Genomic DNA, 23,817 nt, shown 5'->3' with positions numbered 1-23,817 from the left:
GGTTTGCGAAAGCCCGACGACGCCCGAGACGACCGACGCTCGCGTTCCGCGCCGCGATCGGGTGGTAACACGCTATCTCATCGATCGCCTCGCTCGGGAGCAACCCGAAGTCACGCTTGTCAAGTATGACGACGATGGCGAAGAGTGGAGCTACGCGGCGTTTCGCGATCTGGTCGTCCAGACCGGCATCGGCCTCCAGTCGCTCGGGGTGAAACAGGGCGACCACGTCCTGGTCTTCGCGCCCAACAGCCGCGAGCAGGTGCGCATCTTCTTTGCCATCAACTACATCGGCGCCGTCTATGTGCCTATCAACACCGCCTACAAGGGTCATCTACTGGAGCACGTGATCAACGTCTCCGATGCAAGGCTTGCTGTGGTGCATTCGGCTCTCGTCGAGCGTCTCAACGGCATCGCGCTGCACCGCCTCGAAAGCCTGGTAGTGGTCGGCGGGAATGCGCCGTCCGCGCCCTTGCCGGCCGTCAGCTATGAGGACGCGTTGCTGCCGTCGTCGGGCACGCTCGCCGCGCTGGATCATCCCATCGAACCTTGGGATGCAATGTCTATCATCTTCACCTCGGGCACGACCGGACCCTCGAAGGGCGTATTGTCGTCCTACCTGCACCTGTGGACGAACGCCGGCCCCGAAACCTGGACCTTCGTTCGGAGCGATGACCGCTATCTGATCAACTCTCCGATGTTCCACATTGGCGGCATGGGGCCTATGTTCTGCATGCTGGCGCGCGGCGCGTCCTTCGCCGTGGTTGAGCGCTTCGATACGGCGACCTACTGGCAATCGGTTCGCAAAACCGGCTGCACGGTCGGGTTCCTGCTTGGCGTGATGGCGACCTTCCTCGAAAAGCAGCCGCCGCGCGATGACGATACGGACAATCCGCTGAGATTGGCACTTATGGTCCCCCTCGCCGCCAATTCGGAGAGCTTCTCCAAGCGCTTCGGCGTCGACGTCTTCACGATATTCAACATGACGGAGATATCGACGCCGATCATCTCCGAACCCAATCCTGCGATCCGCGGTACCTGCGGAAAGGCCCGTTCCGGGGTGGATGTCCGCCTCGTCGATGAGAACGACTGCGAGGTGCCTGTCGGTAAGGTGGGCGAAATGCTCGTCCGGACGGATCGTCCATGGGGCATGAACTCGGGCTACTACAAGAACCCCGAAGCGACCGCGAAAGCCTGGCGCAATGGCTGGTTCCATACTGGCGACGCCTTCATCCGCGACGCTGACGGAAACTACTTCTTCGTCGACCGGATGAAAGATGCGATCCGCCGTCGCGGGGAGAACATTTCGAGCTTCGAGGTCGAAGCCGAGGTCGTCACGCATCCTGACGTATCTGAGGTGGCCGCGGTCGCCGTACCCTCCGAACTGGGCGAGGACGAGGTGATGGTGATCGTAGCGCCCGTGGCCGGCCGCACGATCGATCCAGCCGAACTGATCGAGTTCTTGCGCGGGAGGATGGCCTATTTCATGATTCCACGTTTTGTACGGGTGCTTCCGGCCTTACCCAAGACACCATCGGCAAAGGTGCTCAAGCACGAGTTGCGCGCTGAAGGAGTTACCGGCACCACCTGGGATAGGGAAGCAGCGGGTATCCGCATTAAGGGCGAGCGTTTGACAGCGTCCTCGTAAGCGACGGTGCGTCGGGTTCGGTACCGGCTATAAGGGACACGAGCAGAATAGCCCATCCGACTGTCGTCGGTCGTCTCAAGATCGTGTCCCATGGCGTGGGATAGTTGGACGGTGGCAACGCCGCTCGCGAGCACCCACGCGATGGGCTGTGGCGTGTAGTCGACGTTGCGCTGGTCATCGGAACTTCCGGTAGGGTGTGGTTGTCGACATCAAGCCGAGCGCGGAAGCAAAGCCATGCTGGGCCAGGTGGACGCCAAGCCGGGCGCCGTGCCGGACGATGGCGGCGTGGCAGGCTTCAGGGCACGGATCGCTGAGCGGACCGCGATCGAGGTCGCCCAAGTCCTCGACGAGGCTGAGGCGTTGCTCACGCTGACGCTGGTGACACTGGAGCCGCACCGCCGGGGCAAGCGCATCGTGGTGAAGGATGATCGCCGCACTCTCGCCGTCTGATCGATCACGAATGCCACCTAGATGAGGCTGAGGAGGAACAACCAGACCATATCGGTCGTTCAGCCAGTCTTCTCGGCATGAAGCTGATTTGATGAAAGCTCGCTGGAGGCGATGCCTTGGTTGATAATGCTCAATTCTCACCCCAGGGGCTATCCTCGTCCTACCGCTGGGCTGGCTATACGCTGGGGTTTTCGATCGGCGGCTTCTTCGATGGCATCCTCCTGCATCAGGTGCTGCAGTGGCACCACTTGCTTGCAGGCCTCGAGGGGGGACGTTTCGACGACCTTCGTTTTCAGATTCTCGCGGACGGGCTCTTCCACGTCATCATGTATGTCGTCGGCGGCGTGGGCCTGTGGTTGCTTTGGCGCTCTCGCGGCGAGTTCGGCCTTCCGAAGGCAGACCGGCTGCTTGTGGCGAACGCGCTTGTCGGATTCGGCGCCTGGCACATGCTCGACGGCGTCGCTTCGCACTGGGTCCTCCAAATACATTGGATCAAGATGGATTCCGACGTACCTCTGGTCTGGGACATCTTTTGGTTCGTCGTCTTTGGGGTCGCATTCGTGGCCTGGGGATGGCTGCTGAAGCCAAAGGGGCCGACTCATGGAACGAAGATCCCTGTTGCGCCTGCAGCGGTGGCGGCCCTTGCGTTGCTGACAGGCACGGGGGCACTGTTCCCGCCGAACCGATTGAACGATGCTGCGACGGTCGTCGTCTTCGCGCCTGGGATCACGCCCGCACAAGCAATGACGGCGACGATAGAAGCTGGCGGCAAGCTGATCTGGTCGGACAAGAACGACGGTGTATGGGCCATCGAACTTCCCGACGGCGCGGACAGGATGGCGCTCTACCGTGGCGGCGCGCTGCTTGTGAGCGACACGCTGTTGCCCGTCGGTTGCCTCAACTGGATGGAGAAGCCGTCCAATCCTGGCCAGGAGGCGTGAAGCTGATGCCCAGGTTTGTCAGCCGCGCCAACTGATCCGCCGCACCAAGCTCAAATGCGTCCCGGTAGGAGGTGATCATGATCAGGATGTCGACCGTGCCCTTGGCCTCGAAAGCCGTCGACAGTTCCTCGGCCATCCGCTGGGTGTCCGGCTTGGTGATCTTGGCCTGGACTTCAACCGCGAAAAGGTTTGTTCGGTCGGTCGCCGGGGAAATGATCGAAGGAATGGGCATCGGACTGCGTGGTGGTGTCCGTCGCACCTGATGAAACGTCGACGTGACGCCGCGCAGCGAAGCCAACCTGTTCCAGCCCGACGCCCTCACGTGATCATTCCGCCGTGATGCGCACCGGGACCGATTTAGCTGCCGGCGTCTTGCTTTCCTCGGCGTACTGCCAAAGCGGGATCAGTGCGTTGCACTCCGGGTAGTACGCTGCGATCGTTCCGCTTGGGACGTCATAGTCGACCGCCTGGAACCCTCCCATGCTGCGGATGATGCCGTCGTCCGTCGACGTCGTCAGGCGCATGGAGCCGCCTTCGGCTATGCCCAAGCGCGCGCGATCTTCCCGATTGATCATGACCACCATTCGGGAACCGTGAATCCCTCTCAGACGATCGGCGTAACCGTATACGGTGGTGTTGAACTGGTCGTTCGAGCGTAGCGTGATGAGCCGGAAGATCTCCGGATCGGTGCCATCGTCGAAACCGGCAAACAAAGCCTTCGGCAGCTTGAAATTGGCCTTGCCCGTATCTGTTTCCCACCTGCGCTGGCGTGCCGCAACGGGGCGGGGAAAGCCGCCAGGGATATCCAGGCGCGCGTTGAAGTCGTGGAAGTCATCCGGGAAGGTTTCAGCGATCGCGTCGCGAACCAGGGTGTAATCGGCCACCCACGCGTCCCACGGCACCCTGGGATTGGGCGGAAGTGTCGCCTTGGCGAGCTCGGCTACGATCCTCGGTTCGGAAAGCAGGTGCTCACTCGCCGGCCGGTGCTTGCCGCGCGAGGCGTGGATGCAGGTGGTCGAATCCTCCATCGTCACGATCTGTGGCCCGGTTGCCTGCATGTCGATCTCGGAGCGAACCAGCGTCGGCAAGAGCCAGGTCGACCGCGCCGTGATCAGGTGCGAGCGATTGAGCTTTGTCGCGATCTGGACCGAGAGGCCGAGGTCGCGCCACTTCCTTTCCATCAGTTCGCGCTCTGGAATGGCGCGCACGAAGTTGCCGCCAAGCCCGATGAAGGCCTTGATCCTGCCGGCGACGATCGCCTCGCAGGTTTCGACCGTGTTCAACCCGTCCTCGCGCGGCGGTTCGAACCCGAATTGCTCGGCCAGCTTGTCGAGCGGGACCAGATCCGTCTTCTCCGCGATACCGACGGTGCGCTGCCCCTGGACATTGGAGTGGCCGCGCACCGGGCAGATGCCCGCACCGGGTCTGCCGATGTTGCCGCGCATCAGGAGAAGGTTGATCAGCATCTGCACATTATCGACGCCGAGCCGATGCTGGGTCAGGCCCATGCCGTAGATGGCGATGACCGAGCGGGCCCGTGCATAGGTAGTTGCGGCGGATTCGAGGGCTGCGCGCGGGAGGCCGCTCGTCAGCTCGATCTCGGCCCATCCGGTTTGGCGCACCATGGCTTCGAAAGCCTCGAAACCATGGGTGTGCTCGGCGATGAAGGCCTCGTCGAGAACCCGCGCGGCGCCAGCACGCCTCGCCTCGTCATCAAGCGCCAGGACAGCCTTGGCGATGCCCATCATGGCGGCAATGTCGGCGCCGGCCCGGACCTGGTGGTATTCCGTCGCGATTTGCGTGGGCGTGTTCGTCAGCATCTGGCCCGGCCGCTGTGGGTTGACGAAGCTTTCCCAGCCACGCTCGCGCAACGGATTGAACACGATGATCGGCACGTCTCGCTCGCGGACCTCCTGGAGGCTGTGCAGCAGGCGGGGCGAGTTGGTGCCGATATTCTGGCCGAAGGACAGGATGCAGTCGGTCTTGCCGAAATCCTCCAGAAGAACGGTTCCAACCGGCGTGCCGATGCTCTGCGGCAGCGCGACCGAAGTGGTCTCGTGGCACATGTTGGAGCTGTCAGGCAGGTTGTTGTTGCCGTAGAGCCGCGCCAGCAGCTGGTACATGTAGGAGGTTTCGAGCGAGGCACGGCCGGAGGCGTAGAACACGGTGCTCTTGGGATCGTAACCCTGGAGCTTGCTCCCGATCGCCGCGAAGGCTTCCTCCCAGCCGACCGGGACGTATCTGTCGCCATCCGCATCGTAGCGCATCGGGTGCGTCAGCCGGCCTTCGTTCTCGAGGTCATGGTCGGACCAGCCCATCAACTCGGTCACGGTATGGCGCGCGAAGAAGTCGGGCGTGGTTCGCTTTGCCGTCAGATCCCAGAAGGTCGCCTTGGCGCCGTTCTCGCAGAACTCCGCGAGGTGCGGTCGGGCCGGCTTCGCCCAGGCGCAACTGGTGCACATGTAGCCGCCGGTCTTGTTGTGATCGCGCAGCAACGACGCCGTACCCGAGACCGCCTTCTGCTGCGTCGAATGCTTGACCAGCGACTTGACCGAACCCCAGCCGCCCGTGGGCTGGTCATACGGCTCATGCCAAACGCGGCGGGTCATTTCGCGCCAGGATAGCTGGATGCCCCGAGGACGCGCGCCAGATGGGCGGCGTTCGAGGGGGCCATGTCGATGGTCTCCTGGACCGCCGCCGGCACGGACTTCAGGTCGACGTAATTTACGTCGCTCATCGCCTCTCCGACCCAGTAGACGCCAGCATTGGCGGGGATGGTGAACCCGACGTCGTTGAGCGCCTGAAACATCGCCGCGTGGCAATGATGGGCACCATCCTCGTTGCCGACCACGGCGACGATCGCCACCTTGCCCGACGGTGGCATGCGACCCTCGTCGTCCGCTTCGGACAGGAAGGCGTCCATCCGCTCGACGACCCGCTTGGCGACGCTCGATGGCTGTCCGAGCCAGATCGGCGTGCCGAGGATGAAGATGTCGGCAGCAAGGATCTTTTCGCGCAGGCCAGGCCACTCGTCACCATCGCCCTCGTCGGACAGGACACCCGGCTTGATGTCGAAGTCCGTCGCCCGTTCGACCTCGCCGGAAACGCCATGCTTTTGGAGGGCCGAAAACAGGTCCTCGATCATCTTGTCGGTCGAACTCTTCTCGGATGCTCTCGTCGGCTTGAGCGAACAGTTGAGCGCGAAGGCGCTGAGATGCTTGTCCCCAGCCATTGCTATCGTACCCTGTGTTCCGCGTTTCGCTTGCGCGTCGCCGCGGCCTTCCTCGCGCTGGCGGAGCGTTCCTCGGCGGATCGGGAGGCTGACGCTTCGCCGCCCTTTTCACCGCCCTTGTGCGCGGCCGGATGGCCGGTGTGCTTGCCACGACCAGACCCGGACTTCTTGCCGCCGCCGTCATCCTTGTTGACGGTTGCCCAGGCGCGGCGTTCGGCTTCCTGTTCGGAGACGCCCTTCTTCTCGTAGCCCTCGGCGATATGATCCGCCTTTCGCTCCTGCTTGGCGGTGTATTTCGATTTGTCGCCGCGCGGCATGGCTGGCCTCCATCGTTGAGAACGAAGGCTAACGACGAAAACCATCGCCATGTTCCCAATGGTGGGGCGTAGTGGTCGTCTGGCCCACGCGAGATGTGCTCGCGCACAATAGCGGGAAGCCCCAGGATCCGCGCTCTTAACTCTTAAGATATGTCACGGTAATCACCCCGATTTCGAAACCGAACCGGGAGACAGAGGCACGAGCCATCATCAGCTTGGGTTCCTGCAGATAGAAGCAGTCGTCGAACGCCATGCGGGTCTTTCCGCCGCCTGCCTGCGGAAAGCGACAACGACGGCCTCGTCTTCCAGCGACAGAACCGTGGAGTGCGCCTCCTTCGGACCGGTCGGAACATCAGCGACCGATGTCCGCTTCTTCCACTTCGCCACAGTCTTCTGGTTGATGCCGTAGCGTTTGGCGAGGGCCCTCAGGCTCTCTTGACTATGTTGTATCGCTCGACGGACCGCCTCTGTCGTCGAAGCGCTCCTGCTGTTGAAGGACGTTGAACGAGGCCGGCTTGGTGGCCTCCTGCTTGAGCGTCAGGTGCATGCGCGCGTGACGGCCGTCGTCACAGGTTCACGAGAGCCGGGAAGCAGGCCACCACCAAGACCAACACGATCGCCTGCGAACTTGCCGGCTTCGTCTGACCATCGCAGCGCAAGGACCGCGACCGACGACCCGACCACCGGACAATGAACCAGAGGCAACAGCGGAGGAGCAGACAGTCTGAGTCTAGGAATTCCACATGCCGGCATCGACATTGATCGTCTGTCCGGTCATGTATGCCGAGGCTTCGCCGCAGAGGAACGTGACGACGCCGGCGACGTCCTCGGGACGCCCGAAGCGTTTCAGAGGGATCGTGGCGAGATACTGCTCGCCCCGCGCTTCCACGATCGTCGCAGACATGGGGGTGTGGATGAGCCCCGGCGCAACCGCATTCACCAGCGTATGCGGCGCGAACTCACGGGACAGCGCACGCACCATGCCAACGATGCCCGCCTTGGCGGATGAGTAGGGCACATGGCCCGGGGTACCTCGCCTGAAAGCCAGCGAACTGCACATGACGATCCGTCCCACCACATCGGCATCCCGATGGCGCTGATAGGCGACCGCGAGATGATAGGCATTCGTCAGGTTCGCCGCCAGGCTTCGATCCCACACCGACGTGTCGTCGGGATCGAGCGGGTCGTGTTCGAGCAGCCCTGCCATGTTGACGAGGCCATGGACCGGACGCCCCGCAGCCCCGAGGGCCGCATCGGCCTCGGACGCATTTTCAATGCGCGACACGACCGAGATCACGCGGTCGTCATGCCCCAGTTCGGACTTGGCCTGCACCAGCCGATCGTCGTCAACGTCGACGAGCGTGACCTGCGCCCCGCGCAAGAGGAGATCGTGAGCACAGGCTTTGCCGATCGCACCTGCCCCTCCCGTTATGACGAAATGCCGGTCGTCGAACTCACCCATCGGCCACGCTCCTGCTTCAGTGCCGTCTTTTCAGTGTTTGCGTCTGCGGCTACCTGCCGGGCGAACCAGTCGACCGGCACGGCAACTCCTCGATGCGTGGAATCAGATTTCAAACAAGGCGGCCGCGCCCATGCCACCGCCGACGCACATGGTGGTGACGACGTATCGAACGCCCCGCCGCCGACCTTCGATCAACGAGTGCCCCACGACGCGACTGCCGGTCATTCCATAGGGGTGTCCGATGGAGATCGCGCCTCCGTTCACGTTGTAGATGTCCGGGTCGATGCCGAGCGTGTCGCGGCAGTAGATCGCCTGGCATGCGAACGCCTCGTTCAGTTCCCACAGGCCGATGTCGGACACCATCAACCCGTGCTGCTTCAGCAACTTCGGAACGGCCAACACCGGGCCGATCCCCATCTCTTCCGGCGCAAGTCCCGCGACGGCCATGCCCCGGTAGACGCCCATCGGCGTGAGGCCACGGCGCTCGGCTTCCGAACGCTCCATGAGGACGCAGGCGCTGGCGCCATCTGACAACTGGCTGGCGTTACCGGCCGTCACGACGCCGCCCTCGAGAACGGGTGCCAGGGACTGTAGCGAGCCCAGCGTCGTCGAGGGTCGGTTGCCCTCGTCCCGATCCAGCCGCACCTGCCGGATCGAGACCTCGCCGGTGTCCTTGTCCTTGACCTGCATGAGCGCGTCGAAGGGAGCGATTTCCTGGTCGAAACGCCCGGCCTCCTGCGCAGCCGCCGTGCGGCGCTGCGATTCGAGCGCGTACGCGTCCTGCGCCTCGCGCGAGATCGAATATCGTTCGGCGACGATCTCGGCTGTCTTCAGCATCGGCATGTAGGCATGTCGGGACATTTCGACGACGCTCGGATCCTTCTCCTTCATCGCCCAGTCGAAATAGGCTCCCTGCACGGCGGATATGTTGTCCTGTCCGCCCGCGACCACGATGCTCTGGCCGTCGACGATGATCTGCTTGGCGGCCGTCGCGATGGCCATCAGTCCCGATGCGCACTGCCGGTCGATCGTCTGGGCCGCCACGCTGTCCGGCAATCCGGCGGCGAGGACGGAGTTGCGCGCGACATTGAGGCCGGCGGTGCCGGCGGCAAGCACGGTGCCGATGACCGCGTCGTCGATCTCCCGGCCATGGACACCAGCGCGCTCGACCGCATGGCGGATCGCATGCCCCATCATCGTGGGCGATTTCGTGTTGTTCAACGCGCCCCGAAACGCACGCCCGATCCCGGTGCGCGCGGTTGAGACGATGACTGCTTCTCTCATTGGACTGGGTTCCGTATTCGAGGTCTGATCAGAAGAACTTCGGAATGAAGGTGATGATGTCCGGCGCCGCGATCAGCAGTGCCAGCAGCGCGATATCGGCGACGAAGAACCAGAGCACGCCCCTGAAGACCACGGCCGTCGGCGCAAGTTTGCCCACTGTCGAACTCAAGACGAAGACGTTGAGCCCGATCGGCGGCGTGATCATGCCGACCTCCAGGAGTTTTGCCACGAAGACGCCGAACCAGATCGGATCGATGCCGGCCTGGAGGATCAGCGGCAGAAAGATGGGAAGCGTGATCAGCATCGCCCCGATCGGCTCGAGGAACATGCCGAGGATGAGGTAGACCACCGCAATGGCCACCAGGAGCACGATTGGCCCGGCATCGAACGCCAGGACCGCGTCGGAGATCTCCCAGCCGATGCCCGACAGGGTCAGGAACCGGGTGAGCATGGACGCGCCGATGGTGATAATGAAGAGGCTGCCGCAAGTCACGAGCGTCTCGACCACAGCCTTGCGCAGCACGCCGAAACTCAAGGTTCTCTTGAAGGCCGCCACGACGATGGACAGCAGCGCACCCACCGCGCCCGCCTGGGTCGCCGTGAACAGCCCGGCGAAAAGTCCTCCGAGCACCCCGACCACGAGGAGCACGATCGGCAGCGTCTCGCGCAGGGCGGCAAGTTTTTCCCGCAAAGAGACGACTTCCGTCACGCGGGGCGCAAGGGAGGGATTGAGCTTCACGCGCACAAGAATGACGAGGATGTAGGATATCGCCGTCGCAATACCCGCGCCGATACCCCCAAGGAACAGATCCGTTATGGAGACCTGCGCCACCACACCGAACACGATCAAGAGGATAGAGGGCGGGATCAATGCGCCTACGGTTCCGGCGGCGGCGACGGTGCCGGTCGCCAGGCTGGCGTCGTATCTGTGACGTAGCATCTCGGGCACCGCGACCTTGCCCATCGCCGCGGCACAGGCGACCGAGGAGCCGGTCACGGCCGCGAAGCCGGAACAGCCGAACACGGATGCGATCGCGAGCCCGCCCGGCAGACGCGACAGCCAGAGCCGGGCAGCGTCGAAGAGCCCGCTCGTCAGGTTGGCGTGGTAGCATATATAGCCCATCAGCACGAACATCGGGACCGAACTCAGCGTCCAGTTCGAGATGAAAGAGAAGGGTACGACCTGCAGCATTCCCCAGGCGGCAGGCTCACCCACGAGCGCCCAGAGACCGAGATAGGAAACGAGGATCAGCGCGATCCCGATTTGCATGTTGGCGGCGATCAGGCCCAGGAGGGCGATGATGCCGACAAGACCGATCATGATCTCAGACATTCTTCGCCCCCGGGGTAATGGAGAGAACCTCGGGCTCCGGTACAGTCGGTGGCTGCTGGCCGGTCGCGCGCAGGACGATCTTCAGAGCGAGGAAGAACGTCATCGCCCCGAGTGCTACGGGGACGATGAAGTAGGCCGGCCAGATGATGATCCGGGTCGTCTGCTCGACGACGAAGGCGCCGGCGGCATATTTGTCCGACGCCTCCCGCCACGATTGCAGTGTCAGCAGTAGATAGACCACGGCGGTCGCCACTGCGACCAACACCTCGATCCACCGACGCACTCCAACCGGGAGCACGTCGGTGATCAGCGAGACACCGATATGGGCGCCGCGATACTCGGCGATCATGATCGGCAGAAACGCAACCGCGATCATGTAGTAGTTCGTCACGATCGCGGAGGTGATCGCAATCGGGGCGTTGAAGATCCGGCTCGACAGAATGTCGATGCCGACATGCAGCATCATGGCGAGCAATCCCACCGCCCCGATCACCAGGAGGATCCGGTCAACGCCTCTGACGAGGCGTTCTGCCAAGTGGTGAGACGTTGACATGTTGGACCTCAAAGACCGTAGGACGTTTCGTCGAGCTTGGAGAAGATTTCCGATCGGTATACCTCGGCGATCTCTTCCGGGCTCCATTGGCGGTCGAGCGGCAGGAGTCCTCCCCACTTCGTGACGAGATCCTGGAACCGGGCGATCTTCTCTTCGGCGCCTTCGATCTTGTGCGTGTCGGTCGTGATCTGGATGATGTTGGCCAGATCGGCCTGTATCGCCTCATCGGATCTGGCCTTCGCCTCCGCCGAGGCTTCAGAGATCGTGATGCCTTTCTCGGTCGCCATCTTGAGGTTCGAAGCGACGTCGGCGGCGAACTTCCAGGTCGTGGCGGCATTGGCGAGCGCGGCCGCATCCATGTAGGCGCGCCGCTGTTCATTGTTCAGGCCGCGCCAGAAGTCGCGATTGACGCTCATCAGGTCGAGGCCATGCACCGTGCCGCCGGGCATGTTGGTCGTCACGTGCGTGGCAACGTCGATCAGGCGGATCGACGTCAGCTCGGACGGCGCGTTCATGGCGCCGTCGATCGTGCCCTGGCTGACCGCCTCGAAGATTTCGTTCCCCGACAGGCTGACGCCGACGGCTCCCATCGCGGCTGCCCATCGCGACCAGGCGCCACCTGCGGCACGCAGCTTCTTGCCCTGAAGCTCCGCCTCGGTCGTCATCGGCGAAGTTCCGAGGATGGCATAGGTGCCGGTCGAGGCATTGCCGAGCGGTACCATGTTGGCCGAGAGCCGCTCCTGGATGCAGGGCTCGCAGGTGAGAATGTACTCGCTCATGGCGCCTGCCATGGCGTAGGAATTGCGGCCGAGCATGGCCAGTTCGATGGGCAGCTGTGCTTCGGGAAGCTCGCCAGGGAACAGGTTCAGCACCATGTAGCCGCTGTCGACGACCCGGTCGCGGATACCGCCAAACGTCTGCCGGAGATCGAGCAGGGACGACGGGAAGACCCGAACCCTCAGATCGCCATTCGTTCTCTCCCCGAGATCCTTCGTGAAGGCCTCCACGCCGTAATGGACGGCCGATCCTTCACCCACGCCGATGACGATCCGGACCGTCTCGGCGGCATGGGCATTCACGACAGTCAGGCTTAGCGCCGTCGCCGCGGCATAGGCAAATAATGCTCTTTTCAGTTTCATGCTTTCCTCCCAGGGTTTGCCGTTTCCGGCTACACGACCGCCACGACGGCGGTCTTCAATCGCTTCCGGTCGACCAGACCGGATCGCGTTTCTCGGCGAACGCAGCCGCTCCCTCGCGCGCGTCCCTTGAATTGATGATGTCCTCCAGCAGTTCGTCCTGCCGCTGCCAGAGCGTCTCCTCCGGCCAGCGTCCGGCGCGCGCCACGATGCGCTTGCTCGCAATCAGCGCGGCTGGAGCGCTCAGGCATATCTCCGCAGCCAGCGCCAAGGCGCCGGCCACGGCCTCGCCCGTTTCGACGAGCCGGTTCACCAGCCCCCAGCGCAACGCCTCGTCCGCTTCGATCATCCGCCCGGTCATTGCGCATTCCATCGCGATCTGCCTCGGCATGCGCTCCGGGAGCCGGATCAGACCACCCGAACCGGCGATCAGACCGCGCCGTGCCTCGGGCAAGCCGAAACGGGCCGAATGCGACGCGACGATGAGGTCGCAGGCCAGCGCGATCTCGAAGCCACCGGCGAGCGCATAGCCCTCGACCGCGGCAATCAGCGGCTTTTCCGGCGGCGTCTTGATGATGCCGGCCAGGCCGCGGCCCGGCAGTTCCACCCGTTCCCCTGCAAGGAAGGCCTTGAGGTCCATGCCCGTCGAGAAGTTGCCGCCGGCGCCGGTGAGGATACCCACCCGCAGCGAGTCGTCCGCATCGAGTTGGTCCATCGCATCTGCGATTGCTTCCGAGGTCGCGCGGTCGATGGCATTGCGGCGCTCCGGCCGGTCGATGCTGACGACGAGAACGCCGTCGGAGATGTCGCGCCGTATGCTCATTGGAGCCCCCTGAGTCGGCCAGCGAGCCCCATGCGGTCGCGGATGACGCGGCCGGACACGATGCGGTCGTTTTCGACCGTCAGCAGGCCATTGACGTCGAAGAACGCGCTCGCAGACGCTTCCTCCTCGATCCCCGACCGATAGACGCCATGCTGTCGCACCGAGAAGGCAACGCGGTTTCCCGCCGACAGCATCTCTCGCGTTTCGATGGTTTCGACGTCGAACGCGATGGGGTCGCCGGTCAGATGTTCATCGTCGCATGGAACGGCGCCATCTTTCGGCCAGCGTCCCTCGAGCCATGCCGCAACGGCAGCCTCGTTTGCGCGATTTGGTTCTTGCGCAGCCGTGTCCCAAGGCGCCGCGCAGGGCCGATCGACGAGGTCAGCTTCGCCGCCCTTCAGTTGCCGGCGTCGGGTCATGTAGTCTTCCTGCGCGATGCAACCCGTGAGGATGCCCCCGGCTTCACGGTAGATCGCCACGCCCGACCAGACGGCACTGCTCTGGCCACGCTGGCCGTGCTCGCTGAACCAGACCGCGGCCCATCCGGGCCCGGTGAGGGTCTCGTGCACGGTCATCGTCAGACCCGGATAGTCCCGCATCTGTCGGTCGACGGCCGGCAGCCAGACGTCGTCGCGGCCGCTCAGGACGACATCGCCGATCTTGAGCGTGTAGTCCGCCGCGCAGAACCGTCGCGCCGCCTCGGCGTCGTGACGGTTGAAATAGTCCGACACCCAGCGTCTCGTGAGCGCGAGAGCGACCGTCATCCTGAAACCCCATGCAGACGTCGAAGTTCGGGCTTCAGAAGCTTGCCCGTCGCATTGCGGGGAAGGGTCTCGACGAGCTTGATGGTGCTCGGGCACTTGTAGGTGGCGAGGTTTCGCCGCGTATAGGCAATCAGGTCCTCGGGCGTGGCCGAGCGTCCGGGCCTGAGGACGACGAATGCAAGCGGGGTCTCGCCCCATTTCTCGTGCGGCACGCCAATCACAGCCACCTGCGCAACCGCTTCATGGCCGTTCAAGACATTCTCGATCTCCGCCGGGTAGATGTTTTCGCCACCCGAGATGATCATGTCCTTGAACCGGTCGAAGAGATAGATGTAGCCGTCCTCGTCGAGATAGGCGGCGTCGCCGGTGCGGAACCAGCCGTCTTCGGCGAAGACCTCGCGCGTCGCGGCCGGGTTGTTCCAGTACCCCTTCATGATCATGGCCGTCTTCAGCCAGATCTCTCCGACCTTGCCCAACGCTGCGTCACGTCCCGTTGCCGGGTCGATGATGCGCAGGCTCACCCACGGCAACGGCTTGCCGCAGGACTTCAGCAACTCCGGACGGGGGCCATCCGGATCGTGCATGTCGGGGGGGAGGATCACGACGGTGCCGGCGCTTTCGGTCATGCCGTAGGCGTGCATGAAGTTGCAGCCCAGAACGTCGATCGCCCGGCGCAGCAGAACATCGCCCATCGGCGACGCGCCGTACATCAGAAGCTCGAGGCTCGACAGGTCGGCATTCCTCACCGCGTCGGAGTTCAGCATCATCTGCACGACCGCGGGAACGAGGAACGTGTGGGTCACGCCATGTTTGGGCACGAGGTCGAGGATGTCGCCGACGTCCACCTCGGAGATGAGCACCGTGTGCCCGCCGGCCATGAAGGTCGAGGAGCCATAGCCGCAACCGCCGATATGGAAGAGAGGCATCGCCACCAGGTTGACGCTGGAGGACGTCATCCCCCAGGCCTCGGCAAGCCGAGCCGTGTAGGACATGGCCTCGTTGGTCAGCATGACGCCTTTGGGTAGGCCGGTGGTGCCGGAGGTATAGAGAATGAGAGCGATCTCGTCCGGCAGGCCGCGATGTTCCGGATCACGCTCCGGCATCGCGTCGCGAGCGGCGGCGTAGCCGGCGCCGAATGCCAGCATTTCCCAGCCGTGTTCGGCCGGCAGAAGCTGCGCGCCGCGTTCGTCGTGGAACAGCAGTTTCGGATCTGCGTCCGCGAGGATTTCTGCCATCTCTCGGGGCGAAAGCCGCCAGTTCAGTCCGACGACGGTCGCGCCGATCTTCGAGGCGCCGACAAGCACCTCGAAATAGGCCGCGCAATTCTTGGCAAGCACCGCGACGCGGTCGCCGGCAGCCACGCCTCTGGAAAGCATGAGGTTTGCGGCGCGGCTGCTCGAAGCATCCAGTTCCGCGAAAGACTGGGTTTGCCCGCCGAAGCTGAGCGCAGGCGCAGCGGGCCGAGCGCGGGCATGGCGTCGAAGGGTGCTGGCGAATGTGTCCACGGCTACGTCCTCCCTGACATCGCCTCCGGCCCTAGTAGCTTTTCGGCAAACCCAGGGAATGTTGCGCGAAGTAGTTCAGCACCATCTCCCGACTGACCGGCGCGGTCTTGTGGAGACGGGCGATGAACCAGAGATCTGCCAGGCCGTACTCGATCGCGAGCCCATTGCCGCCATGGACCTGGATCGCCTGGTCGAGCGCCTTCAGCGACGAGTCGGCGGCGGCGAACTTCGCCATGTTTGCAACCTCGCCCGCCTCGTGCGACCCCTCGTCGTAAAGCTGCGCGGCCCGCGCCGTCATCAGGCGCGCCTGCTGCACGCCGACATAGGCTTCGGCAAGCGGGTGAGCCACGCCCTGGTGGCTGCCGATCGGCGTTCCCCACACCGAACGTTCACCGGCGTACTGGGCGCCCTTCTCGATTGCGTACCGCGCGATGCCGTTGTTGATGGCCGCCGCGCAGATGCGCTCGGGATTCAGCCCGGCGAACAGGTGCTTCAACCCGTTGCCCTCCTCGCCGACGATCGCATCGGCCGGGATCACGACCTCGTCGAACCACAGCATGAACTGCGTTTCAGGGACATGCAGGACGGTCTCGATCGGCGTCCTGCGGATGCCGGGGGTGTCAACCGGCACGAGGAAGAGAGACAGCCGCCCGCGCCCGCGCTCGTCGAGTTCTTCTCCACGCGCCACGACCATGATCGCATCGACCTCGTCGACGGCCGAGGTCCAGTACTTCTGGCCGTTCAGTCGCCACCCACGGCCCTCCCGTCGAGCGATCGTCGTGACCTTGTGCGTGTTCGAACCGGCGTTCGGCTCGGTGATGGCGAAGGCGAGACGCTTGTCGCCGGACGCCAGACCGGGCAGCCAGGCCTTTTTCACCTCATCGCTAGCATGGCTCTGGATGATGGGCGCGCAGATCGACCCGATAACCAGACTGAGGATCGGGCAGCCTTGCGCCGCGGTCTCCTCGACGATGACGTTGTAGTCGGCCATGCCGCCACCGCCGCCGCCATATTCTTCCGCCACGTGAACACCAAGGAAGCCCGCCTGGCCGAGAGCCGACCAGAGTTCGTCAGGCTTTGCGTTGCGCTTGACGACGTCCTGGAAATACTTGCGGCCGAAGCCCGCAACCAGCTTGCCCACGTTCTCGCGCAGCATCGAATGATGCTCTTCCGTGTCGACCAGCGTCGTGTTGAAGACCGATCCCATGACTTGTGATGTCCTGTTCTAGAAGTCCGTGCTTCCGGACCAGTCGTAGAAACCCCTGCCGGACTTGCGGCCGAGGTCGCCGCGCGCGACCATCTCCTGAAGCAACCTTGGTGGTGAAAAATGCGGGCCGAGTGCCTTTTCGAGGTGCCGCGCGATGTCGAGCCTGACATCGAGCCCGACGACGTCGGACAGTCGCAGCGGACCCATCGGGTGGCGATACGCCGTCGTCACGGCCCGATCGATGTCCTCGGGCGTCGAAACGCCAGCCTCGACCATCCGGATCGCTTCCAGGGCGAGCACGAGATCGAGACGGCTGGTGGCGAAGCCGGGATGATCAGCGACCACGGCCGTCTTCTTGCCGATCGCCGTCGCAAAGCCTTTGGACGCCTCGATCGCCGCGTCCGTCGTCGCATCGCCGCGGACGATCTCGACGAGCATGAGCGACCAGACGGGATTGAAGAAGTGCATCCCGACGAACCGGCCCGGATCCGACACCGAAGCGCTGAGATCGTCGATGCTGAGCGAACTCGTGTTGGTGGCGATCAGACCGGGAGAGCGTCGGTCGATCTGCGAAAGGACCGCCCGCTTGATTTCGAGCCGTTCGGGTACGCTCTCGATGGCGAGTCCGAGCCCGGCTGGCAGGTCATCCACGCTTGCGGTGAGCGTCACCGCGCCGAGCCTCCGGCGCACGAGATCCTCATCGGCCTTGCCGCGCCTGACCGCGTCCGCGCCGGCCTTCGCCATCACCTGGACCGCGCTTCTCGAGCGCGCGGCATCCGGCTCCACAAGATGCACGTCGAAGCCCGCCATCGCGAAGACATAGGCTATGCCGGCGCCCATGGTGCCCGCACCGACCACCGCGACGCCGATCGGTTCAGTGGTCATGGGCGACCTCCACGGCCTTAGGCACCGGGCGAAGTTCGAAGCCGGTGTAGCCGTTGGTCGCCGCGGCCTGGAGGAGGCGACGGTAGTTTCGGACCCCGCCGGAGTACGGCATGAAGACCCGCGGCTTTCCGGGCAGTTCGCCACCATTGTAGAAACTGTCGGCGGTCATGTAGAGGGTCTCGCGCGCCCGCTCCTGGACATGCGCCGTCCATTCCTGCTCGGCAGCCTCGGTAACCTCGACCTCCCCGACACCGCACTCGCGCAGATGACAAAGGAATGCGACGAACCAGTCGACCTGCTCCTCGATCGAAACCATCACGTTCGACAGGACCGAGGGGCTGCCCGGCCCGCCGACGATCAGCATGTTCGGGAAGCCTGACGTCCCGATGCCGAAATGGGTCAGCGGTCCGCCTGCCCACTTGTCGCGCAGGCGCAAGCCGCCGCGTCCGCGGATATCGGGCTTCAGGATCGATCCGGTCAGCGCGTCGAAGCCGGTCGCATAGATCACGACGTCCAGTTCATGGTGCTTGATGTCGGTGATGATGCCGTCTTGCGTGAAGCTGACGATCGGATGGGCGCGAATGTCGGCAAGCTCGACGTTGTCGCGGCTGAACGCCTCGTAGTAACCGCTGTCGACCGACGGACGGCGCGTTCCGAAGCGATGGTTGTCCGGCACGAGCTTGCGGCGAAGATCGGGATCGCTGACCCGCTCGCCGATCTTCCGCTTGAGGAATTCGGTGGCGGCGTCGTTGGCCTTCTCGTCGAGGAGAATGTCCGGATAGGCCAGGGCGAAACCGAAGCCGAGGCGATGATAGGCTTTCTCGAAAACGGCCTCGCGCTCCTCTTCCGGAACGTCGAGCGTCTTCGTCTTGCCCGGCAGGAAGCCCAGTCCCGTCGGCGAGTTGCGCATCAGATCGCGACGCGCCGCGTAGTTGGCCTTGACCTGCCGGTCCTCCTCATCGTCGAGCGGCGCGTTGGCGGCGGGGACGGAGTAGTTCGCAGTGCGCTGGAAGACGGTGACGTGGGCCGCCGTCTGCGCGATGACGGGCGTCATCTGCATGCCGGACGAGCCGGTGCCGAGGATGCCGACGCGTTTGCCGGTGAAGTCGACGCCGCGGTCCTTGGGCCAGGTCGCGCTGACGATCGTCTCCCCTGCAAAGCTGTCCTGGCCGGGGTAATGCGGCAGCTTCGGCGCCGAAAGCTGGCCGAGGCACAGCACCAGGAACCGGCAGCGGAAGCGCCGGCCGTCCTGCACCTCGACCTCCCAGGTCGCGGTCGCCTCGTCGAAGCGCGCGACGTCCACCCGTGCCTGGAACTCGATGTCCTGGCGCAGAGCGAAGCGGTCGGCGACGTGATTGATGTAGCGCAGGATTTCCGGCTGTGTCGGATATCGTTCCGTCCAGCGCCACTCCTGCTCGAGCTCCTTCGAGAAGCTGTAGGAATAGTCGTAGCTCTCCACGTCGCAGCGGGCGCCGGGATAGCGGTTGTGGTTCCAGACGCCACCGACCTCGTCGGACGCCTCGAGGACGAGAGTCTCGAAGCCCTCCGCACGGAAGCCATACAGGGCCCTCAGCCCGGCCAGCCCCGCCCCGACGACGAGTACCTCCACATCACGCATTCCGTCCTCCCGGTCGCGTCGATCTACCGTGATTAGCATAATTCTACTCGTGAGTAGAGTTCAAGAGGGAATGGTATTTTTGTTCAGATCCTTGACCGGCACTACGCTCGCGAACTGCGAGCAGGATGGGTTCAGGCGTCTTCAACGGCCTTGGAAACCGTACGCGTATGCGTGAGGTTGAGGATGGTCGCGGTCATGCGGGCCGAAATCTCGTCGATCGACAGCGGGCCGGCTGGGTGGAACCAGAACGTCGTCCAGCTGACGGCCCCCACGAGGGCGAAGGCCGCGACGCGCGTGTCGGGTACGCGGATTTCGCCGCTTTCCACGCCGCGCGAGAGCAGGGTTTCGATCTTCCCCATGAACTGCTGACGAAGGGCGGCAAGCCGCGCCGCATCCACCGGATCGAGGTTCTTCTCCTCGCGGATGTTGATGGCGATGCTCTTCTGTGACCTGAGAATCGCGGTGACGTAGTCCGGCACGAAACGCGCCAGCATCTCGCCGGGGGAACCATCCATGGCGATGGCCTGGTCGATCGCCTCGAGCGCACGCTGTACGCCCTGCGAGCTGATCTCGCCGAGAAGGGCGCTCTTGGAACCGACATGCGAGTAGATGAACGGCTTCGTCACCCCGAGCTGTTCGGCGACCTGGTCCAGCGTCGTGTTGGTAAAACCCAGATCGTAGAAAAGGTCCGTCGCGGCTTCGAGAATGCGTCGTCGCTTGAGGTCGGCGACCGCTTCTCTGATCTTCTTTCGCTCCGGTTTGGGTGGGTTCACGGCGAGGCGTCCTTTCAGCAATCTGGAAATCCTACTGACAAGTATACATTTCTACTGTATTTTGACAGCATGAATCTGCACCCCGCCATCGAAGCACTGGTCGCCGATCCCCGGATGACGGTGCGAGTCCCGCCCGCCCATATCCCGCTCGATCGCATCCGCAACGCGGCCAATGCCGCAATGACCGTCGGGCCTGCGCCGAAGATGGCGGCTGTGCAGGATCTCAGGCTCGGCAGTGACGGAGAGACCGTTCCCGTGAGGGTGTATCGGCCCACAGCCGCACTGCCGAACCAGGCGATCGTGTTCTGCCACGGCGGCGGCTTCGTCTGGGGTTCGCTGGACACACATGACGGTCTGTGCCGCCGTATGGCTGACCGAACACGGTCGACAATCGTCTCGGTCGACTACCGCCTGTCGCCCGACGCGCCATTCCCGGCCGCGGAAACCGACGTCCTCCTGGCCGCAACCGCCGTGCTGGAAGGCAAGATCGCCGGCCTTGACCGCGGCTGCGCGGTCTCGCTGTGCGGTGACAGCGCGGGCGGCTACCTTGCCTGCGATGCCACATCGAGACTGGTGTCAAAAGGTTTGCGACCCCACCGCCTCGTGCTCATCTATCCGGCCCTCGATCCGGACTGCGGGACGGACAGCCACGAACGGAACGGAGCCGGACCGGTTTTAACGAGCGAAGCCATGCGATGGTTCTGGGCGGCCCACGGCATTCCAGCAGGCCGTCACTTTCGTGACCTTGGAAATCTCCCGGATTTCCCTCCGGCGTTCCTGCTCAACGCTGACCGAGATCCTCTGTGCGACGAAGGCCAGATGCTCCTCACGGACCTCAAGGCGGCCGGGGTCGATGCCGTGGGAACGACCGCTGTAGGCATGGTGCACGGCTTCCTGTCGCTCCCCCTGCCGGAAGACGTCCGCAGCCGGTGGGAAAACGAAGCATTCGATTACCTGGCGTGAATGACGCATATGGTGGTCACAGACACCAGCATCACCAGTCAGCAAAGCATCGTGCCCCACCGCGTGGTGTAGCTGGCGGTGGGACACCATCTCGATCCGGAAATCAGATGGACTGGCCGCAAACGCCCCTTTGGCGAGGAAGCTCGAACTCACGAGATCGGAAGACGTCCTGCGGGGCGTCTTTGCCCGACAGACTTCGCAGATCGGGGCCTCGTGGCGTCGTCCGTCAGCCGGCTTTGGCAAAGGCTACGCATTGGAACCGCAACCCGTCGTGCCGGCAGACGAGGCGCATATGGCGCCCGCAATGGTCCCGGCCGGCCTTCCGGGCAAGATGGGGAAGGATCGCTGCATCATCGAAACTGCGCAAATGATGCAAGGCGACGATCCGTGCGCCCCGCGCCGCCGCGCGCAGCATCTGGCCGCGTAGTCTTCGAAGTCGCGATTTCAGTCCCGCAGCGGCGGCCAGCCGCGCTGTCGGAGCGGAGCATCGCCCGCATATCGGTAGACGCCCGAATGACCGGCCGCGGAACGGCGATGGATCTCGGCGAAGTAGGGCTCGAGGAACCGGTTCTTCTCCTCGATCTCGCCATGCGCGGCCAGATAGGCCGGAACGCGGGCGCGGATCTCGGCGAACATCGCATCCTCGTCGAAGCGCGTCATGCGGCGATCGCGCATCACCACTTCGCCCGCGACGATCGCCGTCTTCACGTTCGAGCCGCTGGCGGCATAGACCAGATGCCGCGCGATGTCGTTCAACGGCGTGAAGGCGCAGTCGTCGAGATCGAGCAGGATCAGGTCGGCCGCCTTGCCGGGCTCCAGCGAGCCGCAGACGTGCTCCATCATGGCGCTGCGCGCGCCGCCCAACGTCGCCGCCCGCAGGAGTTCTGCCGCCGAGAGCCAGGTGTCGGCATCGGGCCCGCTTGCGCCGTGCAGCAGTCCCGCGACGCGCATGACGTCGAAGATGCTGGCCGTGTCGTTGGACGATATGCCGTCGGTGCCGAGCGCGAGGGTGACCCCGGCATCCATCAGCCGGCGCACCGGCGCCACGCCCGCGCCGAGCTTGAGATTGGAGACCGCGTTGTGGACGACGCTGACGCCGGCGCGGCCCATCAGAGCCATGTCGGCGTCGTCCACCCAGACCGAATGCGCCATGGTGGTGTTTCGCCCGAGCACGCCGAGATCGTCCATGTAGCGGACCAGGCTGCGGCCGTGGAGTTCGGGACCTGTCACGGCCTGCGTGATCGTCTCCAGCACGTGGCAGTGGAACGGCAGGCCGTGCTGGACGGCCAGGTCGAAGCAGCCGGTCAGGAGATCGGCCGTGCAGCGTTGCGGCGCGGACGGCGCGATCTGGAAGTTCAACCGCCCGGCACGGCCGTGGAAGGCCGCGATGGCGGCCCGGCAGAAGTCTAGATAGGCCTGGGCGCCGATCATCGGGCCGACATCGAGCATGCGCTGGATATCTGGCGGGAAGACCTCGCCGGCAAAGGGCAGCGCCGCGAGCGTCGGGATGTTCATCACGTCGCTCGACACGGTCGCCCGGATGCCGGCGAGTTCATAGGCGGAAAAGACCGTCCCCAGCCGGTCGAGATCGTGGTGCGGCGGATCGAAGAAGCAGTCCGTCATCGCGGTGACGCCGGCCTTCAGCGATTCCGTCGCCAGCAGGAGCGAACGCAGGCGCAGCAGATCCCTGTCGATGACCGGCCCCATCAGCAAGGGATAGGCATAGAGCAGCCAGACCTCGAGCGGCATCTTCTCGTAGCGGCCGCGAAAGAAGGTCTCGCTCGAATGCGTGTGCGCATTGACGAGACCCGGCATGACCAGCTTGCCGCGCCCGTCGATCACCTCGACGTCCGGTCCCGCGTCGAGACCCGCCCCGATGGCCGCGATCCGCGTGCCGTCGATGAGCACGTCGCCGCTGATCGGCTCGGTCCCGTGCACGGGGTCGAGAGTCAGGATGGTCGCGCCGCGAATGAGGATGCCGGTCATGGCAGCTGTCCCAGGCACTCGAGCAGCAACGCAAAATAGCGATCGGCGTCGCCGTCGCGCACCCAGAAGGCGTTTCTCGGCCGGTCCGTGATCCCCCACCAGTCCGCGACCGTCATGCCTTGCGTCAGCGTTCCGGCGAGTTCGACCGAGACATTGACGTGCCGGCCCGAAAAGATCGTCGGATCGAGCATGTAGGCCGGCACGCAGGGGCCGTGCAGCGGCGCGCCGTCCCAACCGTACTTCCCCAGATCGAAGCTCTCGGAGAATTCGAGCATCTCGGCGGTGGCGACGCCGCAGCGGTTGCCGAGCGCGCGCATGGCGTCGAGCCGCGCCCGCGTCGACAGCATCTCGTGGGTGACGTCGAGCGGCAGCAGCGTGGTCGGGATGCCGGCATCGAGCACGATGCGCGCCGCCTCCGGATCGACATAGACGTTGAACTCGGCCGAGGGCGTGATGTTGCCGACCTCGAAATAGGCCCCGGCCATGGCGACGATCTCGTGGACCCGCGGCGCGATGTCGGGCGCCTTGACCAGGGCCATCGCGAGGTTCGTCAGTGGCGACAGCGAGCAGATCGTCACTGTTCCAGGCTCGGCCTTGCGCAAGGTGTCGATGATGAAGTCGACGCCGTGGACGGGCGATGCCTCGATGACCGGCTCGGGAAGATCGGGGCCGTCGAGCCCGGTCGGGCCATGCACGTGGACGGCGGTGACGAGGTCCCGCGTCAATGGCCTCGGGCATCCCGCAAAGACGGGAATGTCGGGCCGGTCGGCCAGTTCCAGCAGCTTCAGGCAGTTTGCCACGGTGTGGCGCAGGTCGATATTGCCCGCGGTGGCGACGAGGCCCAGCACCTCGAACGCGGCCGGCGCGCCGAGAATCATCAGGATCGCGGCGGCCTGGTCCTGGCCGGGATCGGTCAGGATGATGAGCTTTCTCGTCATCG

General features: G+C 64.3%; 22 protein-coding genes and 1 pseudogene. 4 read left to right on the top strand and 19 right to left on the bottom strand.

The window, feature by feature from the left end:
- Positions 1–61 precede the first annotated feature (61 nt).
- The 3 genes from EJC49_RS04175 to EJC49_RS04165 all read left to right on the top strand — a co-directional run bounded on the left by EJC49_RS04175 (position 62) and on the right by EJC49_RS04165 (position 3,036).
- Positions 62–1,645, top strand: coding sequence for an AMP-binding protein (locus EJC49_RS04175; protein WP_245453253.1), 1,584 nt, complete (start codon positions 62–64; stop codon positions 1,643–1,645).
- 234 nt (positions 1,646–1,879) lie between these two features.
- On the top strand, positions 1,880–2,095 hold the full coding sequence (locus EJC49_RS04170; RefSeq protein ID WP_126698206.1) for a hypothetical protein: 216 nt from the start codon (positions 1,880–1,882) through the stop codon (positions 2,093–2,095).
- 116 nt (positions 2,096–2,211) lie between these two features.
- Entirely contained in the window at positions 2,212–3,036 is an 825-nt protein-coding gene (locus EJC49_RS04165) for a DUF2243 domain-containing protein (RefSeq protein WP_126698205.1), read from the top strand.
- Here EJC49_RS04165 and EJC49_RS04160 read toward each other — a convergent pair.
- The 17 genes and pseudogenes from EJC49_RS04160 to EJC49_RS04080 form a co-directional block, all read right to left on the bottom strand.
- A complete protein-coding gene (locus EJC49_RS04160) occupies positions 2,993–3,334 on the bottom strand; it encodes an STAS/SEC14 domain-containing protein (RefSeq protein ID WP_126698204.1) in 342 nt (113 codons plus the stop codon). The two genes, EJC49_RS04165 and EJC49_RS04160, sit on opposite strands and share 44 nt — an antisense overlap.
- 28 nt (positions 3,335–3,362) lie before the next feature.
- Positions 3,363–5,645, bottom strand: a complete 2,283-nt coding sequence (locus EJC49_RS04155) for an FdhF/YdeP family oxidoreductase (protein ID WP_126698226.1) — start codon at positions 5,643–5,645, stop codon at positions 3,363–3,365.
- Positions 5,642–6,268, bottom strand: a complete 627-nt coding sequence (locus EJC49_RS04150) for a flavodoxin family protein (RefSeq protein ID WP_126698203.1) — start codon at positions 6,266–6,268, stop codon at positions 5,642–5,644. The genes EJC49_RS04155 and EJC49_RS04150 overlap by 4 nt, the downstream gene beginning before the upstream one ends.
- 2 nt (positions 6,269–6,270) lie before the next feature.
- Entirely contained in the window at positions 6,271–6,585 is a 315-nt protein-coding gene (locus EJC49_RS04145) for a plasmid stabilization protein (protein WP_126698202.1), read from the bottom strand.
- Between the two features lie 184 nt (positions 6,586–6,769).
- Positions 6,770–7,035 (bottom strand): annotated as a pseudogene (locus tag EJC49_RS04140) (IS481 family transposase); the annotation flags it as partial.
- Positions 7,036–7,315: 280 nt separating this feature from the next.
- Positions 7,316–8,047 carry an SDR family NAD(P)-dependent oxidoreductase gene (locus tag EJC49_RS04135; protein ID WP_126698201.1) on the bottom strand — a complete coding sequence of 244 codons (732 nt, stop codon included), beginning with the start codon at positions 8,045–8,047 and terminating at the stop codon, positions 7,316–7,318.
- Positions 8,048–8,149: 102 nt separating this feature from the next.
- Positions 8,150–9,331, bottom strand: a complete 1,182-nt coding sequence (locus tag EJC49_RS04130) for an acetyl-CoA C-acyltransferase (RefSeq protein ID WP_126698200.1) — start codon at positions 9,329–9,331, stop codon at positions 8,150–8,152.
- A gap of 28 nt (positions 9,332–9,359) precedes the next feature.
- A complete protein-coding gene (locus tag EJC49_RS04125; RefSeq protein WP_126698199.1) occupies positions 9,360–10,664 on the bottom strand; it encodes a TRAP transporter large permease in 1,305 nt (434 codons plus the stop codon).
- Complete coding sequence (locus EJC49_RS04120; RefSeq protein ID WP_170314605.1) at positions 10,657–11,157, bottom strand: TRAP transporter small permease; 501 nt, start codon at positions 11,155–11,157, stop codon at positions 10,657–10,659. Before EJC49_RS04120 ends, EJC49_RS04125 begins: the two co-directional genes overlap by 8 nt.
- Positions 11,158–11,225: 68 nt before the next feature.
- On the bottom strand, positions 11,226–12,356 hold the full coding sequence (locus EJC49_RS04115; protein WP_126698197.1) for a C4-dicarboxylate TRAP transporter substrate-binding protein: 1,131 nt from the start codon (positions 12,354–12,356) through the stop codon (positions 11,226–11,228).
- A gap of 55 nt (positions 12,357–12,411) precedes the next feature.
- Positions 12,412–13,176, bottom strand: a complete 765-nt coding sequence (locus EJC49_RS04110) for a crotonase/enoyl-CoA hydratase family protein (protein ID WP_126698196.1) — start codon at positions 13,174–13,176, stop codon at positions 12,412–12,414.
- The gene (locus EJC49_RS04105; RefSeq protein WP_126698195.1) at positions 13,173–13,940 is read right to left on the bottom strand and encodes a nuclear transport factor 2 family protein; all 768 of its coding nucleotides are present in this window, start codon (positions 13,938–13,940) and stop codon (positions 13,173–13,175) included. Before EJC49_RS04105 ends, EJC49_RS04110 begins: the two co-directional genes overlap by 4 nt.
- Entirely contained in the window at positions 13,937–15,445 is a 1,509-nt protein-coding gene (locus EJC49_RS04100) for an acyl-CoA synthetase (protein ID WP_126698194.1), read from the bottom strand. Before EJC49_RS04100 ends, EJC49_RS04105 begins: the two co-directional genes overlap by 4 nt.
- A gap of 31 nt (positions 15,446–15,476) precedes the next feature.
- Positions 15,477–16,652 carry an acyl-CoA dehydrogenase family protein gene (locus tag EJC49_RS04095; protein WP_126698193.1) on the bottom strand — a complete coding sequence of 392 codons (1,176 nt, stop codon included), beginning with the start codon at positions 16,650–16,652 and terminating at the stop codon, positions 15,477–15,479.
- Between the two features lie 18 nt (positions 16,653–16,670).
- Positions 16,671–17,537 carry a 3-hydroxyacyl-CoA dehydrogenase family protein gene (locus EJC49_RS04090; RefSeq protein ID WP_126698192.1) on the bottom strand — a complete coding sequence of 289 codons (867 nt, stop codon included), beginning with the start codon at positions 17,535–17,537 and terminating at the stop codon, positions 16,671–16,673.
- Positions 17,527–19,155, bottom strand: a complete 1,629-nt coding sequence (locus tag EJC49_RS04085; protein ID WP_126698191.1) for a flavin-containing monooxygenase — start codon at positions 19,153–19,155, stop codon at positions 17,527–17,529. The genes EJC49_RS04090 and EJC49_RS04085 overlap by 11 nt, the downstream gene beginning before the upstream one ends.
- Positions 19,156–19,286: 131 nt before the next feature.
- Positions 19,287–19,928, bottom strand: coding sequence for a TetR/AcrR family transcriptional regulator (locus tag EJC49_RS04080; RefSeq protein ID WP_170314604.1), 642 nt, complete (start codon positions 19,926–19,928; stop codon positions 19,287–19,289).
- Between the two features lie 69 nt (positions 19,929–19,997).
- Between EJC49_RS04080 and EJC49_RS04075 the strand changes: the two genes are divergently transcribed.
- Positions 19,998–20,891, top strand: a complete 894-nt coding sequence (locus EJC49_RS04075) for an alpha/beta hydrolase (protein ID WP_170314603.1) — start codon at positions 19,998–20,000, stop codon at positions 20,889–20,891.
- Between the two features lie 444 nt (positions 20,892–21,335).
- On the opposite strand, the gene EJC49_RS04070 is transcribed toward EJC49_RS04075, so the two are convergent.
- Entirely contained in the window at positions 21,336–22,877 is a 1,542-nt protein-coding gene (locus tag EJC49_RS04070; RefSeq protein ID WP_126698188.1) for an amidohydrolase family protein, read from the bottom strand.
- A complete protein-coding gene (locus tag EJC49_RS04065) occupies positions 22,874–23,815 on the bottom strand; it encodes a nucleoside hydrolase (protein ID WP_126698187.1) in 942 nt (313 codons plus the stop codon). Before EJC49_RS04065 ends, EJC49_RS04070 begins: the two co-directional genes overlap by 4 nt.
- Positions 23,816–23,817: the final 2 nt, after the last annotated feature.

It is taken from the genome of Aquibium carbonis (assembly GCF_003970795.1).
GTDB classification, from domain to species: Bacteria; Pseudomonadota; Alphaproteobacteria; order Rhizobiales; family Rhizobiaceae; genus Aquibium; species Aquibium carbonis.
Note: the sequence above shows the minus strand (reverse complement) of the source record. Positions and strands in the feature narration are given on the sequence as shown.